The 14,787-nt window shown below is 71.0% G+C and carries 10 protein-coding genes; 9 read left to right on the top strand and 1 reads right to left on the bottom strand.

From position 1 onward, the window contains the following. Positions 1–58: 58 nt before the first annotated feature. From OWR29_RS18435 to OWR29_RS18460, 6 genes are all read left to right on the top strand, one after another. A complete protein-coding gene (locus OWR29_RS18435; protein ID WP_267564134.1) occupies positions 59–1,117 on the top strand; it encodes a DNA glycosylase AlkZ-like family protein in 1,059 nt (352 codons plus the stop codon). Positions 1,118–1,181: 64 nt separating this feature from the next. Next, positions 1,182–1,532, top strand: coding sequence for an ankyrin repeat domain-containing protein (locus OWR29_RS18440; protein ID WP_324291254.1), 351 nt, complete (start codon positions 1,182–1,184; stop codon positions 1,530–1,532). Between the two features lie 66 nt (positions 1,533–1,598). After that, positions 1,599–3,629: an NAD(+) synthase gene (locus tag OWR29_RS18445; protein ID WP_267564136.1), complete on the top strand. Its 2,031-nt coding sequence runs from the start codon at positions 1,599–1,601 to the stop codon at positions 3,627–3,629. After that, positions 3,622–4,074, top strand: coding sequence for a response regulator transcription factor (locus OWR29_RS18450; RefSeq protein WP_267564137.1), 453 nt, complete (start codon positions 3,622–3,624; stop codon positions 4,072–4,074). The genes OWR29_RS18445 and OWR29_RS18450 overlap by 8 nt, the downstream gene beginning before the upstream one ends. A gap of 61 nt (positions 4,075–4,135) precedes the next feature. Next, positions 4,136–4,813, top strand: a complete 678-nt coding sequence (locus OWR29_RS18455; RefSeq protein WP_267564138.1) for a hypothetical protein — start codon at positions 4,136–4,138, stop codon at positions 4,811–4,813. A 21-nt stretch (positions 4,814–4,834) separates the two neighbouring features. Then, complete coding sequence (locus OWR29_RS18460) at positions 4,835–5,512, top strand: 4a-hydroxytetrahydrobiopterin dehydratase family protein (RefSeq protein WP_267564139.1); 678 nt, start codon at positions 4,835–4,837, stop codon at positions 5,510–5,512. A 113-nt stretch (positions 5,513–5,625) separates the two neighbouring features. Here the strand turns inward: OWR29_RS18460 and OWR29_RS18465 are convergent, their stop codons facing one another. Next, a complete protein-coding gene (locus OWR29_RS18465) occupies positions 5,626–9,387 on the bottom strand; it encodes a GH92 family glycosyl hydrolase (protein WP_267564140.1) in 3,762 nt (1,253 codons plus the stop codon). Between the two features lie 165 nt (positions 9,388–9,552). Here OWR29_RS18465 and OWR29_RS18470 point away from each other — a divergent pair, with 165 nt between their 5' ends. The 3 genes from OWR29_RS18470 to OWR29_RS18480 are packed head-to-tail and all read left to right on the top strand — an operon-like array spanning position 9,553 to position 14,763. Then, entirely contained in the window at positions 9,553–12,291 is a 2,739-nt protein-coding gene (locus OWR29_RS18470; RefSeq protein ID WP_267564141.1) for a putative bifunctional diguanylate cyclase/phosphodiesterase, read from the top strand. Continuing rightward, positions 12,288–13,439: a type III PLP-dependent enzyme gene (locus OWR29_RS18475; RefSeq protein WP_267564142.1), complete on the top strand. Its 1,152-nt coding sequence runs from the start codon at positions 12,288–12,290 to the stop codon at positions 13,437–13,439. The genes OWR29_RS18470 and OWR29_RS18475 overlap by 4 nt, the downstream gene beginning before the upstream one ends. Further along, on the top strand, positions 13,432–14,763 hold the full coding sequence (locus tag OWR29_RS18480) for a hypothetical protein (protein ID WP_267564143.1): 1,332 nt from the start codon (positions 13,432–13,434) through the stop codon (positions 14,761–14,763). The genes OWR29_RS18475 and OWR29_RS18480 overlap by 8 nt, the downstream gene beginning before the upstream one ends. The last annotated feature ends 24 nt before the right edge of the window (positions 14,764–14,787 follow it).

Raw genomic sequence — 14,787 nt, forward strand, 5'->3', positions numbered from 1 at the left:
ACTGAAGTGAAGGGGGCGGCGTTCACACAACGCCGCCCCCTCTCACTAGGGTCACCGCATGACGGTTGAGCTCAGCCGGCAAGAGGCGCGCCGGATCGCCGTACGCGCGCAATTGCTCGACGCGCGGCGGCCGGCCGACCTGTTCGACGTGGTCAGCCGGCTGACGTTCCTGCAGTACGACCAGACGGCGGCCGTCGCGCCCAGCGCCGACCTGGTGGCGTGGAGCCGGCTCGGGTCGAGCTATCGCACGTCGGAGCTGGCCGAAGGGCTGACCGACCGCACGTACGTGGAACTGCGCGGCATGATCCGGCCGATGGACGACATCCCGCTGTTCCGCGCCGAGATGGCGGCCCACTCGGCGCCCGACTCCCAGTTCGGCCACCCCAGCGCCCAGCACTGGGTCGACGCGAACGACAAGTTCCGGCGGGACGTCCTGGAAATCCTGGACGTGGACGGCCCGGTGCTGCAGTCGGCGATCCCCGACACGGCGCAGGTGCCGTGGGGCTCGTCGGGCTGGAACAACAACCGCAACGTCAGCATGATGCTCGAATGCCTGATCGTGCGGGGCGAGGTCGCCGTGGCCGACCGGGACGGCCGCGAGCGCCTGTTCGACCTGGCCCGCCGCGTCTACCCCGACGACGTGGTGCCGGGCGAGGAGGCGACGCGGATCCGGTCCGAGCGGCTGCTGCGGTCGCTGGGCCTGGCCCGCAAGAGCGACGCCGGTGAGCCTGCGGTGATCGAAGGCGTGCGCGGGCACTGGCGGGTCGACCCCTTCTTCCTCGAGGGCGAGTTCCAGGGGCGTACGGCCTTGCTGTCCCCGCTCGACCGGCTGATCTTCGACCGCAAGCGGATGACCGACCTCTTCGAGTTCGACTACAACCTCGAGATGTACAAGCCGGCCGCCCAGCGCCGGTGGGGCTACTACGCGCTGCCGATCCTCAGCGGCGACCGGCTGATCGGCAAGCTCGACGCCACCACCGACCGCAAGCAGGGCGTCCTGCGCGTCGACGCCGTCCACTACGACGAGCCGGTGGCCGGGGACGTGGAAGACGCGGTGCGGCACGAGATCCGGGACCTGGCCCGCTGGCTGCACGTCGGCCTCGATCTGCCCGCCTGAGCAGGGCCGATAGGGTTCGGCTGTGGCTGAACTGGATGAAGAGACGATCGCCTACGCCCACCGCATGTTCGACCTGGCCCGCGCCGGCGAGACCGACGAACTGGCGGCCAACGTGACGGCGGGCCTGCCGGCCAACCTCACCAACGACAAGGGCGACACGCTGCTGATCCTGGCCGCCTACCACGAACACCCGCAGACGGTGGCCGCGCTGCTCGAGCGGGGCGCCGACCCCAACCGGGTCAACGACCGGGGGCAGACCGCGCTGTCGGCCGCCGTCTTCCGCCAGAACGCCGAGACGGTGACGACCCTGCTCGCCGCCGGCGCCGACCCGGACGCCGGCACCCCTTCGGCGGTCGCCACCGCCGAGTTCTTCAAGCTCCCCGAGATGGCCGCCCTGCTGCGACCTGACGCCTGAGGCCTGCCGGCTGCCGACATGGCCGCCCTGCTGCGGAGGTGAGGCCGGCTGCCGGAGAATGGGATCGTGAACTTCCGGTCGATCTATCAGCACGGGTTCGCGCGGGTCGCCGCGTGCACCAACCACGCCGCCATCGCCGACCCGGCCGCCAACGCCGAAAGGATCCTGAGCACCGCTCGCGAATGCTCGGAGCAGGGGGTTGCCGTCGCGCTGTTCCCCGAGCTCGGGCTCACCGGCTACTCGATCGAAGACCTGCTCATGCAGGACGTGGTTCTCGACGACGTGCTGGCCGGGCTGCGCACGATCGTGGCCGGCTCGGCCGAGCTGCTGCCGGTGCTGGTGGTCGGGGCGCCGCTGCGGCACCGCAACCGCATCTACAACTGCGCGGTCGTCGTGCACCGGGGCCGGATCCTGGGCATCGCGCCGAAGTCGTACCTGCCCAACTACCGCGAGTTCTACGAGAAGCGGCAGATCGCGGCGGGCGACGACGAGCGCGGCGGCAGCTTCACCTTCGACGGGCAGCAGATTCCCTTCGGTACGGACCTGCTGTTCGACGCGGAAGACGTGCCCGGCCTGGTCGTGCACGTCGAGATCTGCGAGGACATGTGGGTCCCGATCCCGCCCAGCGCCGAGGCCGCCCTGGCCGGAGCCACCGTGCTGCTCAACCTCTCGGGCAGCCCGATCACCGTGGGCCGGGCCGAGGACCGCAAGATCCTGTGCAAGTCGGCGTCGGCGCGCTGCCTGGCCGCGTACGTCTATGCCGCGGCCGGGCTGGGCGAGTCCAGCACCGACCTGTCCTGGGACGGGCAGACCATGATCTACGAGAACGGGGCGCTGCTGGCCGAGTCGGAGCGCTTCCCCCTGGACGACCTGGCCTCGGTGGCCGACGTGGATCTCGATCTGCTGCGGCAGGAGAGACTGCGAATGGGCAGCTTCGACGACAACCGGCGCACCCACTCCGCGCGTACGAGTAATTTCCGGTCCGTCGGTTTCCGGCTCGACCCACCGGCGACCGATCTCGGGCTGCGACGCCGGGTCGAACGCTTCCCGTTCGTGCCGGCCGACATCGCGCGGCTCGACCTCGACTGCTACGAGGCGTACAACATTCAGGTCTCCGGCCTGCAGCAACGGCTCGGGGCGATCGGCAACCCGAAGGTGGTCATCGGCGTCTCGGGCGGGCTCGACTCCACCCACGCGCTGATCGTGGCCGCCCGGGCCATGGACAGGGCAGGCCGCCCGCGCAGCGACATCCTCGGGTTCACCATGCCGGGCTTCGCCACTTCGTCCCGTACGAAGGACAATGCGCACCGCCTGATGCGGGCGCTCGGGGTGACGGCGGCCGAACTGGACATCACCTCGACGGCCAAGCTGATGCTCACCGAGATGGGCCACCCGTTCGCCTCGGGCGAGCTGGTCTACGACGTGACGTTCGAGAACGTGCAGGCCGGCCTGCGCACCGACTACCTGTTCCGGCTGGCCAACCAGCGCGGCGGCATCGTGCTCGGCACGGGCGACCTGTCCGAGCTGGCGCTGGGCTGGTGCACGTACGGCGTCGGCGACCAGATGAGCCACTACAACGTCAACGGCGGCGTGCCCAAGACGCTGATGCAGCACCTGATCCGCTGGGTGGTCAGCGAGAAGATCTTCGACGACGAGGTGGGGTCGGTGCTGACCGCGGTGCTCGACACCGAGATCAGCCCCGAGCTGGTGCCGGGCGAAGAACTGCAGTCGACGGAAAGCACGATCGGCCCGTACGCGTTGCACGACTTCGCGCTGTTCCACGTGCTCCGCTACGGCATGCGCCCGACGAAGATCGGCTTCCTGGCCTGGCACGCCTGGCGGGACGCGCAGGCCGGCGCCTGGCCGCCCAACTTCCCCGAGCCCAAGCGGATCACCTACGACCTGCCCGAGATCCGGCACTGGCTCGAGCAGTTCTGCCGCCGGTTCTTCGCCTTCGCCCAGTTCAAACGGTCGGCGATGCCCAACGGACCCAAGGTGGCCGCGGGCGGTTCCCTCTCGCCGCGCGGCGATTGGCGGGCCCCCTCGGACGGCAACGCGAACGCCTGGCTGCGCGACCTGGAACGCTGGGATGTCTGACCGGGCACGCCGGGCCCTGCTGGTCGGCGCCGTCCTGACCGGGTGCTTCACCTGGGCGATGGTGGTCGTCGGGTGGTCGTTCGCCATGGCCGAGGGCGGCGATCCGCACTGGTGGGTGATGCCGATCTTCGGCACGCTGGTGCTGCTGATCGCCGTGCTGGCCGTACGAAGTCTTCCCTCCCGGGCCGCCGTCGCCTCTCCACCCGCCGCCGGCGTTGCTTCGCCGGGCGTTCCCGCGGCGGCGATCGAGCCGCTCAGCGCGCGGGAGATGGAGGTTCTGCGTCATCTGGCCGCCGGCCGCTCCAACCGCGAGATCGCCGGCGCCCTCTTCGTAGCCCCCGGCACGGTGAAGGCCCACCTGAGCCACATCTTCCGCAAACTCGACGCGACCAGCCGCCTGCAGGCGGTGGCGCACGCCCGCGAGGCCGGCCTGCTCGACCTTTGAACCCGGCCTAGGCCGTTCGGCAGATGCCCAGTGTGGGGCCTGCTCCCTAGCGTCGGCCGCCATGAGAACCCATTTTCCGTACGTGTTGGCGGCCCTGTTCGTCGTCGTGGTTCAGGGGCTTTCGCTCGCCGAGTTCCTGCCCGTGCCGGTCGCGCTGCTGGCCGGCGCAGCCTGGGCGGCTCTCATCGCCTTCGCCGCGCGCACGGTCAGCCGCCGGCCGGTCGTGAGCGCACGGGTCGAGAACACGCTCATCGGGGCGGGAGCCACCACGATGGCGCTGTTCGGCTTCGGCGGCGCCATCGGCATCCTGCTCTGGAACCTGGCCCTCGACAGCCCCTCGATCACCGGCGAGACGATGGTCCGGCTGTTCCTGCCCAGCATCCCCATCGCGATCGCCGCCAACGTCCCCACCGAGCTGATCATCATCCCCGTCCTGCTGATCCTCGGCTGGCGCCCCGGTCGCCGCCGCTTCTTCATCGTGCTGGCCGCCGCCCTCTACTTCGTCCTCCGCATCTGGACCTATCTCACCTTCGCCCCCGACCGCCTCGACTTCGACACGGCCGAACGCTCCACCACTCCCCTGACCGCGGCCGAGCGAGCCCAGTTCGAGGCCGGCCTCCACCTCGACGACCCCCGCTGGATCGTCAACCTGCTGATCTTCTTCGCCTTCCTGCTGGCCGCCTTCACCCGGCCGACAACCGCGGCCCTCCCCGCCGCACGCCAATCAGAAATGTCGTAGGGCTCTGAGAGGATGCCCGGCATGGAACAAAGGCTGAGCCGGCAGGCGGCGTCCGAGGCAGTCGGCGATGACGGGTGGCGGCTCGTGCTGGGCGCGTTGTGCAGCTCGGTGCCGGTGGGCTCGCTGGCCGAGGGCGTCGAGGTCGCGTCCCGAGCGGTGGCGGCCTGCGGCGACCATGCCGACGGCCATCTGCGCATCGACGTGCGGCCCGGCCAGGTGGTGCTGACGGTGCAGTCACGTGCCTTGGGGGCGGTGACCGACCTCGACGCCGAGCTGGCCCGCACGATCACGGCGGCCGGGCTGAAGACCGAGCCCGGTCTCGACCCGGCCGCCCCACGGACGGTCCAGCTGCTCGAAATCGCCGTCGACGCGCTCGACATCCCCGCCGTGCGCCCGTTCTGGCAGGCGGTCCTGGCTTACGCCGACGAGCCCGGCGCCGCGGCCGACGGTCCGCTGGTCGACCCGCTCGGCCAAGGCCCGGCGATCTGGTTCCAGCAGATGGATCAGCCCCGCCCCCAGCGCAACCGCCTGCACTTCGACATCTCAGTCCCGCACGACGAGGCCCCGCACCGCATCGAAGCCGCCGTGGCCGCCGGGGGCCGCATCCTCTCCGACGCCCGAGCCCCATCGTTCTGGGTGCTGGCCGACCCCGAGGGCAACGAGGCCTGCGTGACAACGTGGCAGGGCCGCGACAAGTAGACACGCCACCGTCCTCTGCGCTGAAGGATTGGTTGAGTGCGCCGGTGTTCAGGCACACCCGATCCGGCACGCTGTCGGCGGCATTTCCCCTGCCCCGGCAAGGCTGCGTGACGTCAGGTGAGTGTTACGGCGTAGACGTAGACCCGGGGGTCGGACGGCAGGGTGATGGAGCGGATCTGCTTGTCGGCGCTGAGCGGGATGCGGGCTTCGAACAGGGCCACCGGTGGGCCGTCGACGCCCTGGCCCGACTTGATCCGGTGCGGCATGGAGAGGACGGCGGTCGTGCCCGCGGCGGCTGTACCGCACCAGTCGGCGACGGTCACCGGGGTGGAAGCGTAGGTGCCATCCGTGTAGCCGATGGTGACCGATGTGCCGACGGGACCATTGTGGCTGGTCAGCACCAGATTGGCCGAGGTGCGGGCGGTGGCGGGCAGAAGCAGGGTCTGACCCGTGGCCGGTACGAAGTTGGGGGCCGTGCCGGTGGGATCGGGCGCGTCGTACGTGACACCGGCCCAGGTGACCGGCCCGGCCGCAGGCATGAGCGCGGCGTCGTAGCTCCAGCCGCCGCCGTCGAAGTTGCCTTGAGTGGTTTCGGCGACCGTGGCCGTGCCGTCCTTGGTGTGCGCCGAGGCGAGGTCGATCGCGCACTGGCCCGCCGCCGACGATGACGCGCAGGTGGCGGGCGTCGTCACGACGAGGCTCGCCGACTTCTGCAGCGTCGCCCCGCCGCCGGTCACCGTGACCGACAACGGATAGCTGCCGACCGCCGTGCCCGCGGGCGCAGTCACGGTGACGGTCGCTGTGCCCGAGACGGGCAAGTGCCGAGACACCAGCGTGCCGGCCTGCCGAACCGTGGCCGTCCAGCCCGCAGGGGCGCTGGCCGACACCCGCGGCGTCAGCGAACCCGGCGCCTGCCCAACCAGGTCAACGGTGAGAACAGCAGCGTCCCCAGCGGCCAGCGCAGCAACCGCAGACCCAGGCCGACCCGGCAAAGGCCCGCGACCGGATGCCACCGGCTCCCCCGCAGAACCAGAACGCACCGGCGCAGCACCCGCCAAGCCGGCAGAGGAAGAGACTGGCGTGGCAGCCGCCGAGCCCGCAGCGGAAGAGACCGACGTGGCAGCCGTCGAGCCGACAGCGGAAGGAACCGACGCGGCCGTCGCCGAGCCAGCAGCCGAAGAAGCCGGCGCGGCACCCGCCGAGCCAGCAGCCAAAGAGACCGGCGCGGCACCCACCGAGCCGACAGCGGAAGAACCTGGCGTGGCAGCCGTTGAGCCGGCAGCGGGAGAGACCGACGTGGTAGCCGCCGAGCTAGCAGCGGAAGGGACCGACGTGGCAGCAGCCGAACCGCCAGCCGATGTAGCCGGCGTGGCAACTATTGAGCCGGCAGCCGAAGAAGGCGGCGTGTCAGCCGCCGGCGGAGAAGCAGGCGTTGAGTCGGCGGCGGATGTGGTTGCGGGCAGGGCGGCGGTGGTTGGGCGCAGCGTGGCGTCGAGGTGGGTTCGGTTGTCGGGGGCGGCCTGGTTCACCGACGGAGGTTCGGCGGCGGCCGCGGTGCCCCAGGTGGACGGGGTCGTGCCCAGCGTGTGAGCGATCGTGCCGCCGGAGCCGACCGCTGACCATGGCAGCCAGTTGCGGGTCAGTTGGGCGCCGTTGATCCGTACGCGCTGGATGTAACGGTTTTGGTCGCTGGCGCCGGGTGCGGTGATCGTCAGAGTGCCGGCCTTCAGCGCCAGCGTGGCTGAGGGGAACTGGGGGCTGGACACGGCCAGGAAGTTGGCGCCGCTCATCGTCGGGTAGAGGCCGAGCGACGAGAAGACGTACCAGGCGCTCATCGTGCCCAGATCGTCGTTGCCGGTCATGCCGTCGGGGCCGGTGGTGAACAGCGTCATCGCCGCCCGCACGACCGTGGCCGTCTTGGCGGGGGCGCCGGCCCAGTGGTACATGTACGGCGCGAGCAGGTCGGGCTCGTTGTTCGGGTTGTACGTCGGCTTGGCGTAGTAGTCGTACGGGCTGGCGATCCACTCGTTGCGGGCGGTCCCGGCCGGGTCCTGCAGCAGTTTCGCGTACGCGAAGAAGTTGTCCAGCCGCCGCTCGGTCGCCGGCCGTCCGCCCATCAGCCGCACGAGCCCGGCCGGATCCTGCGGCACCAGCCATTGGTACTGGTAGGCCCCGCCCTCGTGGAACTGCTGGGCCGCCGCCACCGGGTCGTACGGGGTCAGCCACGTGCCTTCGACCGTGCGCGGCCGGAAGTGCTTGATCGAGGAGTCCCAGAGGTTGCGGTACCACTGCCCGCGTCCGGCCAGGAGCTTTGCGTCCGCCGTCTTGCCGAGCGCCGAAGCCATCAACGCCAGCGCGGCGTCGGCCGCCGCGTATTCGAGCGTGGCCGAGGCGGGGTGCACGCAATCGTTGTCGCCACCCTTGTGCACACAGTCCGTCCCGAGTTGCAGACCGGATGGTATGTACCCGCGGTCGCTGTAGTACTTGATGCCCGTACGACCGTTGTAGGGCGACGCTGCCGGCGGTTCACCGAGGGCGTTCGCGCGCAACAACTCGTACGCCGCAAGCTCGTGACCCTTCAGCAGCCCCTTGGACCAGGCCTCGACCAGGAACGGGGTCACCGGATCGCCGGTCATGATGTTGGTTTCGCTGTTGACCAGGGCCCACCGGGGCAGCCAGCCGCCGTCGCGGCCGATCGCAAGCACGCTGAGCGCCACATCGCGGGCGACGTCCGGTTCGAGCAGCTCCAGCAATTGGTTCTGCGGGCGGTACGTGTCCCAGAGCGAGAAATTCTGGTACGGCGTATAGCCGTCCGCCTTGTGCACGGCGCGGTCGAAGCCGACGTACGAGCCGTCCACATCGCCGGCCAGGTTCGGGTGCAGCAACGAGTGGTAGAGCGCCGTGTAGAAGGCCGCGCGCCGCTCTTCCGTACCGCCGCCGATCTTTGCCTTGTCGAGCGCGGCCGACCATTTGGTCCGCAGCGCGGCGCGAGTCGTTTCGAAGTCGTAACCGTTAGTCTCAGCGGCCAGATTTGCGCGCGCACCGGCCACACCTGTGTACGACAGTCCCACCTTCACCACGACGTCCCGGTCGGCCGAGGCGTCGAACGTGACGTACGCGCCGTTCGAACCCGACCCGGCCGCATCCCGGCTGCCGTCGCTGCGGGTCGAGCCGCGCCACGTGCCGAAGGCGGCGAACGGCCGGTCGAACGAGGCCGTGAAGTAGACGGTGTGGTCGTCCTTCCCGGCGCAGAAGTTGCCCGCCTCGATCCGGCCCTCGATCGTCCGGTCGCCCACCACGTGGATCTCGGAGTCGAACACGTTCTGGTTGGCCTTGCCCGTGTTGAACAGGACATTGGCCGCCTGGGTGGACGGGAACGTGTAGCGCTGCCAGCCGGTGCGCTCGGTCGCGGTTAGTTCGGCCCGTACGTCGTACGTGGAAAGCCCGACCCGGTAGTAGCCGGGCGACGCCTCCTCGTCGGCGTGACTGTAGGCCGACCGGTAGACGTTCGGATCGACGCTGGTGATGGCGCCGGTGGTCGGCATGATCGGCAGCTCGCCGGCGACGCCGCAGCCCACTCCGGAGAGATGGGTCTGGCTGAAGCCGTAGATCGTCGACTGTTTGTAGTCGTAGCCGCCCTGGCCGCCCGTGTCCGGGCTGACCTGCACCATCCCGAACGGCGCGCTGGCGCCGGGGAAAGTGTTGCCGAAGTTCTCGGTGCCCACGAAAGGCCGAACGAGATCCACCGGGTCCGCGGCCGCGGCGGGGGCACGCGCGGCGAGCGCGGGCGCGGAAGAAGCGGCCGAAGCGGGGGCAAGCGCGGCGGGCGCGGCGGCCAAGCCGGTGATCAGGATGGCGCTGAGGAGCGAGTGCATGAAGTGACCTCCCGTGACAACGTTGTCACCACCCAGAGACGTACGTCAATGCCTCTGCTCCCGTTTTGCCTCCGAGAACTGCTCAAGGTCGGTCCCGCGGTCCCGATCTAGGCCCTACGACCGCCCACCTCGGGGCGGTTTCTCGGCGGACCGGAGACACGTCTGATGGCAGCCAGCACCGAAACGCGCCGACCGGCCGGGTGGTACGCACTCTGCGCCCTGGTCGGCTCGTTCGTCGTGGCCTTCGCGTTCGTCCTGAGCACCGGGACCGGCGGCGCCGACTTCACCCTGGTCGTCTCCAACTTCGGGCTGTGCTTCGCCGCGATCGCGGCCGCGCTGGCCTGCCTGTGGCGGGCCCGCCGATTCTCCGGGCGCATGCGCTGGGGCTGGGCCCTGGTCGGCCTGGGCGTGCTCAGCTGGGGACTCGGCCAGGCCGCGGCCTGCTGGATCCAGACCGTCCTGGGCCGCGAGGTGCACCTGCCGTCGCAGGCCGACATCGGCTACCTCGGCATGGTCGTGCTCCTGCCGATCGGCCTGCTCGTGCTGCCCAGCCGGGCCCAGGCGCTGGCCGGCCGGGTCCGCAGCGTCCTCGACGGCCTCATGGTGGCCGCCTCGCTCGTGCTGATGGCGTGGATCTTCGTGGTGCAGCCGCTGCTCGACGCCGGCCAGAACAGCCCGCTCGCCCTCTACGTCAGCCTGGCCTACCCGCTGGGCGACGTGGTGATCGTGACGATGGTGCTCTACATGCTGGCCCAGCAGCGCCGCAGCGGCCGCACCTTCAACCAGCTGGCGCTGGTCGGCGTCGGCATCGGGGCGTTCGCGGTCTCGGACATCGGCTACGTCTACCTCAATCTGCTCGGCAGCTACAGCTCCGGCGGCGTCACCGACATCGGCTGGTTCACCGGCTTCTCGCTGATCCTGGTGGCCGCCCTGATGCCCGTACGGCGTACCGGCGAGGTCGTCGAGTCGGACAGCGGCCAGCCGGTCGGCATCCTGCTGCCGTACGTGGCCGTGCTGGCCGCCCTGTTCACCTCGGTCGTCTGGTACGCCACGACCGGGCACAGCAACGGGTTCGTCGCCTACACCCGCTCGGTCCTCATCCTGCTGATCGTCGGCCGCCAGCTGCTGACGCTGCGCGAGAACCGCAACCTCACCCGTACGCTCGAGGCCCGCGTCGAGGCCCGCACGGCCGAGCTGTTCGCCAGCGAGCAGCGCTTCAAGGCTCTGGTGCAGCACAGCTCCGACGTGGTCACCGTGGTCAGCCCCGAGGCCGACGTGCTCTACCAGAGCGAGTCGGTGCACCGGGTCTTCGGCTACCCGGCGCGGGCCCTGCACGGCCGTCGCCTGACCAAGCTGCTCGACCCCGAGTCCGGCCTGCGCCTGGCCCAGGCGCTGCGGCAGGTGGCCGGCCGCCCGTACGCCACGACCGTGCTCGAACTGACCGTGCAGCACCGCGACGGGCGGCGCCGGCAGGCCGAGATGACCATCACCAACCTGCTCAGCGACCCCAGCGTGGCCGGCCTGGTGCTCAACACCCGCGACATCAGCGAGCGCAAGGAGCTGCAGGACCAGCTCGTCCACGAGGCCTACCACGACGCGCTGACCCAGCTGGCCAACCGCGCGCTGTTCCGCGAGCGGGTCGGCGAGGCCCTGCGCCAGCGCCCGGCCGACGGCGAGGTCACCGTGCTCTTCCTCGACCTCGACGGGTTCAAGGAGGTCAACGACAGCCTCGGCCACCTGGCCGGCGACCAGTTGCTCGTGCAGGTGGCCGACCGGCTGCGCGCCTCGGTCCGCGAGGTCGACGTCGTGGCCCGCTTCGGTGGCGACGAGTTCGCCGTCCTCATCGAATCGGACCGCGGCGGCGACGACGCCGAGCAGGTCGCGCAGCGCATCATCGACGTCCTCGAGGAGCCGTTCGCCAGCGAGAGCCGCGACATCCACGTGCAGGCCAGCATCGGCCTGGCCAAGGCCGGTCTGCTGGCCGACGGCGAGGACGACGGCGCCGAGCAGCTGATGCGCAACGCCGACCTGGCCATGTACAAGGCCAAGTCGGCCGGCGGCAGCGGCTACGCCAGCTACGACCCCGAGATGCTGTCGGGCCTGGTGGCCCGGCTCGAGCTCGAGGCCGACCTGCGCCTGGCCCTGGAGCGCAACCAGCTCAAGCTGCACTACCAGCCGACCGTCGACCTGGGCAGCAGCGAGGTCATCGGGTTCGAGGCGCTGGCCCGCTGGATGCACCCGACCCGCGGCCTGATCCCGCCGGCCGAGTTCATCCCGATCGCCGAGGCCACCGGGCTCATCGTGCCGCTGGGCCGCTGGGTGCTGCGCGAGGCGTGCCGCCAGGCCGTCGAGTGGAGCCAGGCCGGCGACGGCCGCCCGGTCAAGATGGCGGTCAACGTGTCGGTCCGCCAGTTCGACCGCGCCGACCTGGTCGACGTGGTGGCCGAGATCCTGGCCGAGACCGGCATGCCGGCCGACCAGCTCTGCCTCGAGATGACCGAGAGCGTGCTGATGACCGACACCGACGACAACCTCGAGCAGCTGCTGCGGCTCAAGGCGCTCGGCGTGACGCTGGCCATCGACGACTTCGGCACCGGCTACTCGTCGCTGGCCTACCTGCGGCGGTTCCCGGTCGACACCCTCAAGATCGACCGCTCGTTCGTCGAGCGGCTGGGCGCCCTGACCGACGACACCGCGCTGGCCGACACCATCGTCCAGCTCGGCAAGAGCCTCGGCATGGCCACGGTCGCCGAAGGCATCGAGGAGTTCGGGCAGCTCGCCGCGCTCCGCGACATGGGCTGCCACTTCGCTCAGGGCTACTACTTCTCCCGCCCCGTTCCGGCCATTGAGGCCGGGCGGCTGTTCCTCGAAGGCGCCGACCCCCGACTGGAGATCCCCGCATGACCTCGTGGCCCACCCCGCTCGCCCCCGCGACGCTCGGCGGGATCGTCGACGTGCCGACGCCGTACCTGATGACCGACCTGGACACGGTGGCCGACCGCCTCGCGTCGTTCCAGGCCGCCCTGCCCGGCGTGGCCGTGCACTACGCGATGAAGTGCAACCCGGCCGAGGAGATCCTGCGCACCCTGCACGCCGGCGGCGCGAGCTTCGAGGTCGCCTCGATCGGCGAGCTGCGCAAGCTGCAGGCCATCGGGGTCGACCCGGCCGACGTGCTCTACAGCAACCCGATCAAGCCGGCGTCGCACATCGCGGCCGCCCACGCGGCCGGCCTGTGGCGCTTCAGCTTCGACTCCCCCAACGAGCTGGCCAAGATCGCCGAGCACGCTCCGGGCGCGGCCGTCTACGTCCGGCTGCGGGTCGACGACGAGGCCAGCGTCTTCCCGCTCTCCCGCAAGTTCGGCACGGACGTCGAGGACGCCTACGACCTGCTGCTGCTCGCCCAGCGGCTCGACCTGCGGCCGTACGGGGTGACCTTCCACGTCGGCTCGCAGTGCCTGCGCCCGTCGGCCTGGGCGTCGGCGGTCGACACCGCGGGCAAGCTGATGGACCGGCTGCGCCACGAGGGCATCGAGCTCGAGATGCTGGACATGGGCGGCGGCTTCCCGGCCCGCTACACCACCGGCGTGCCCTCGATCGACGAGATCGGCGCGGCCACGACCGAGGCGCTGGACGCCCTGCCGTACCGGCCCGGCCTGATCGTGGCCGAGCCCGGCCGGCACCTGGTGGCCGAGTCCGGCGTGCTGGCGGCCACGGTGATCGGGCACGAGCGGCGCGACGAGGAGAACTGGCTGTACCTCGAGGTGGGTGCGTTCAACGGGCTCATGGAGGTGCTGCAGACGCCGGGCGGCTGGGACTTCCCGATCCGGACCTCCCTTTCCCGTACGGATGACCTGGTGCCCTACACGGTCACCGGGCCGACGTGCGACAGCAGCGACACCATCGGGTACGGCATCATGCTGCCGGCCGGCCTCAAGACCGGCGACGTGCTCTACATCGGAACCACCGGGGCGTACACCCTGGCCTACGCGTCGGACTTCAACGGCTTCGACCAGCCGATGCCGCTCTTCGTCGGGTCGTACGCCCGTGTCTGACCTGCTGGCCGCCCGCCGTGGACGCCGCCGGGCCGGTCCCGGCGGCATGCGGCGGGCCGGCCGGCTGCGTGAGCTCGTCGTCTCGGGCGTGGTCGACTCGTTCGGCATGGCCCTGGGCTGGACGTTCATCGTGCTCATGGCCACCGCCCGCGGCGGCCTGGCCGAGGCTGCGCTCTACAACGCGGCCATGCTGGTCGGCGTCGTGCTCTCGGCCCCCGTGACGGGTTGGCTGGCCCGTCACCTGAACGGCCGCACGCTGCTGCGCGGCGCGGCCGGCATCGAGGTGCTGCTGCGCTTCGGCACGCTGTACGGCCTGATCGCCGGCTGGCCGTCCTGGCTCATCGCCGTACTCGTGGTTCTGCAGCACATCGCCGCCTGGGCCGGTTTCGCCGGCATGCGCGCCGAGGTGTCCGCCGTGGACGCGTCGGCCCGCTCGATGACCCGCTACGCGGTGGCCATCGCCGGGGTCGAAGCCGCCGGCACTGCCATCGCCGCCCTGCTCCCCACGGGCACCCTCGGCTACCCGACGGGCTGGCTGCTGGTCGCGGTCTTCATCGTGTACGTGGGTTCCCTGCTCCCGACCGTGCTGGTGGCACGCCGAGCCCGCATATCGGCCAGCGCGCCCCTGTCCCGCCCGGCCCACACCGGCGCCGTTTCCCCCGGCGCCCGCGCCGTTCCGCACCCCGGCCCCACGAAGGACGGAGCGCTCCCGGCGAGGTGGCGGCACGCGGCCACCCCGCCCGCAACGGCCGGCTGGCGCCTCCCGCAGCCGCAACTGCTGCTGGCCGGCGCCGGCGTCATGGTCCTGGCCTCGGGCCCGACGCTGCTGGCCGTCCCGGTGATCGCCGAACTCCACGGCCACAACTGGGTGGCCGTCTCCGCGATCGCCTTCTGCCTGGGCACCCTGCTCGCCACCCGAGCCGTGGCCGCCCTGTCCCGCCTGCGCCTCCCCGCCGTACTCCGCTGGTGCCTGTGGGGCCTGGGCATGCTCGCCGGCTGGATCCTGGCCCCCGTCTACGCCCCCATGGTCCTGCTGGCCCAGTTCGCGGCCGGCCTCTCCCAAACCGCCTTCGAGGGCGACATGGACGCCCGGGTGGCGGCCGAAGCCAGACCCGAATCCCTGACCCGAGACCTGGCCTACAGCGCCTCGGTCCGAGCCATGGGCGGCGCCCTGTCCGTGCGCCTCCTCCCCATGGTCGCCGCCGCCTCCGCCATCGGCGTAGCCGCCAGCGCCTCAGCCCTCATCCTGGGCGTCGTCACCCTGATCCTCTGGGCCGGCCTGTCCACGGCCCCCCACCTCTTCCGCCGCCCCGCCCACCCCTGACAAGCGAAATTCGATTGACGGGCT

It is taken from the genome of Paractinoplanes pyxinae (assembly GCF_026626335.1).
Classification (GTDB): domain Bacteria; phylum Actinomycetota; class Actinomycetes; order Mycobacteriales; family Micromonosporaceae; genus Actinoplanes; species Actinoplanes pyxinae.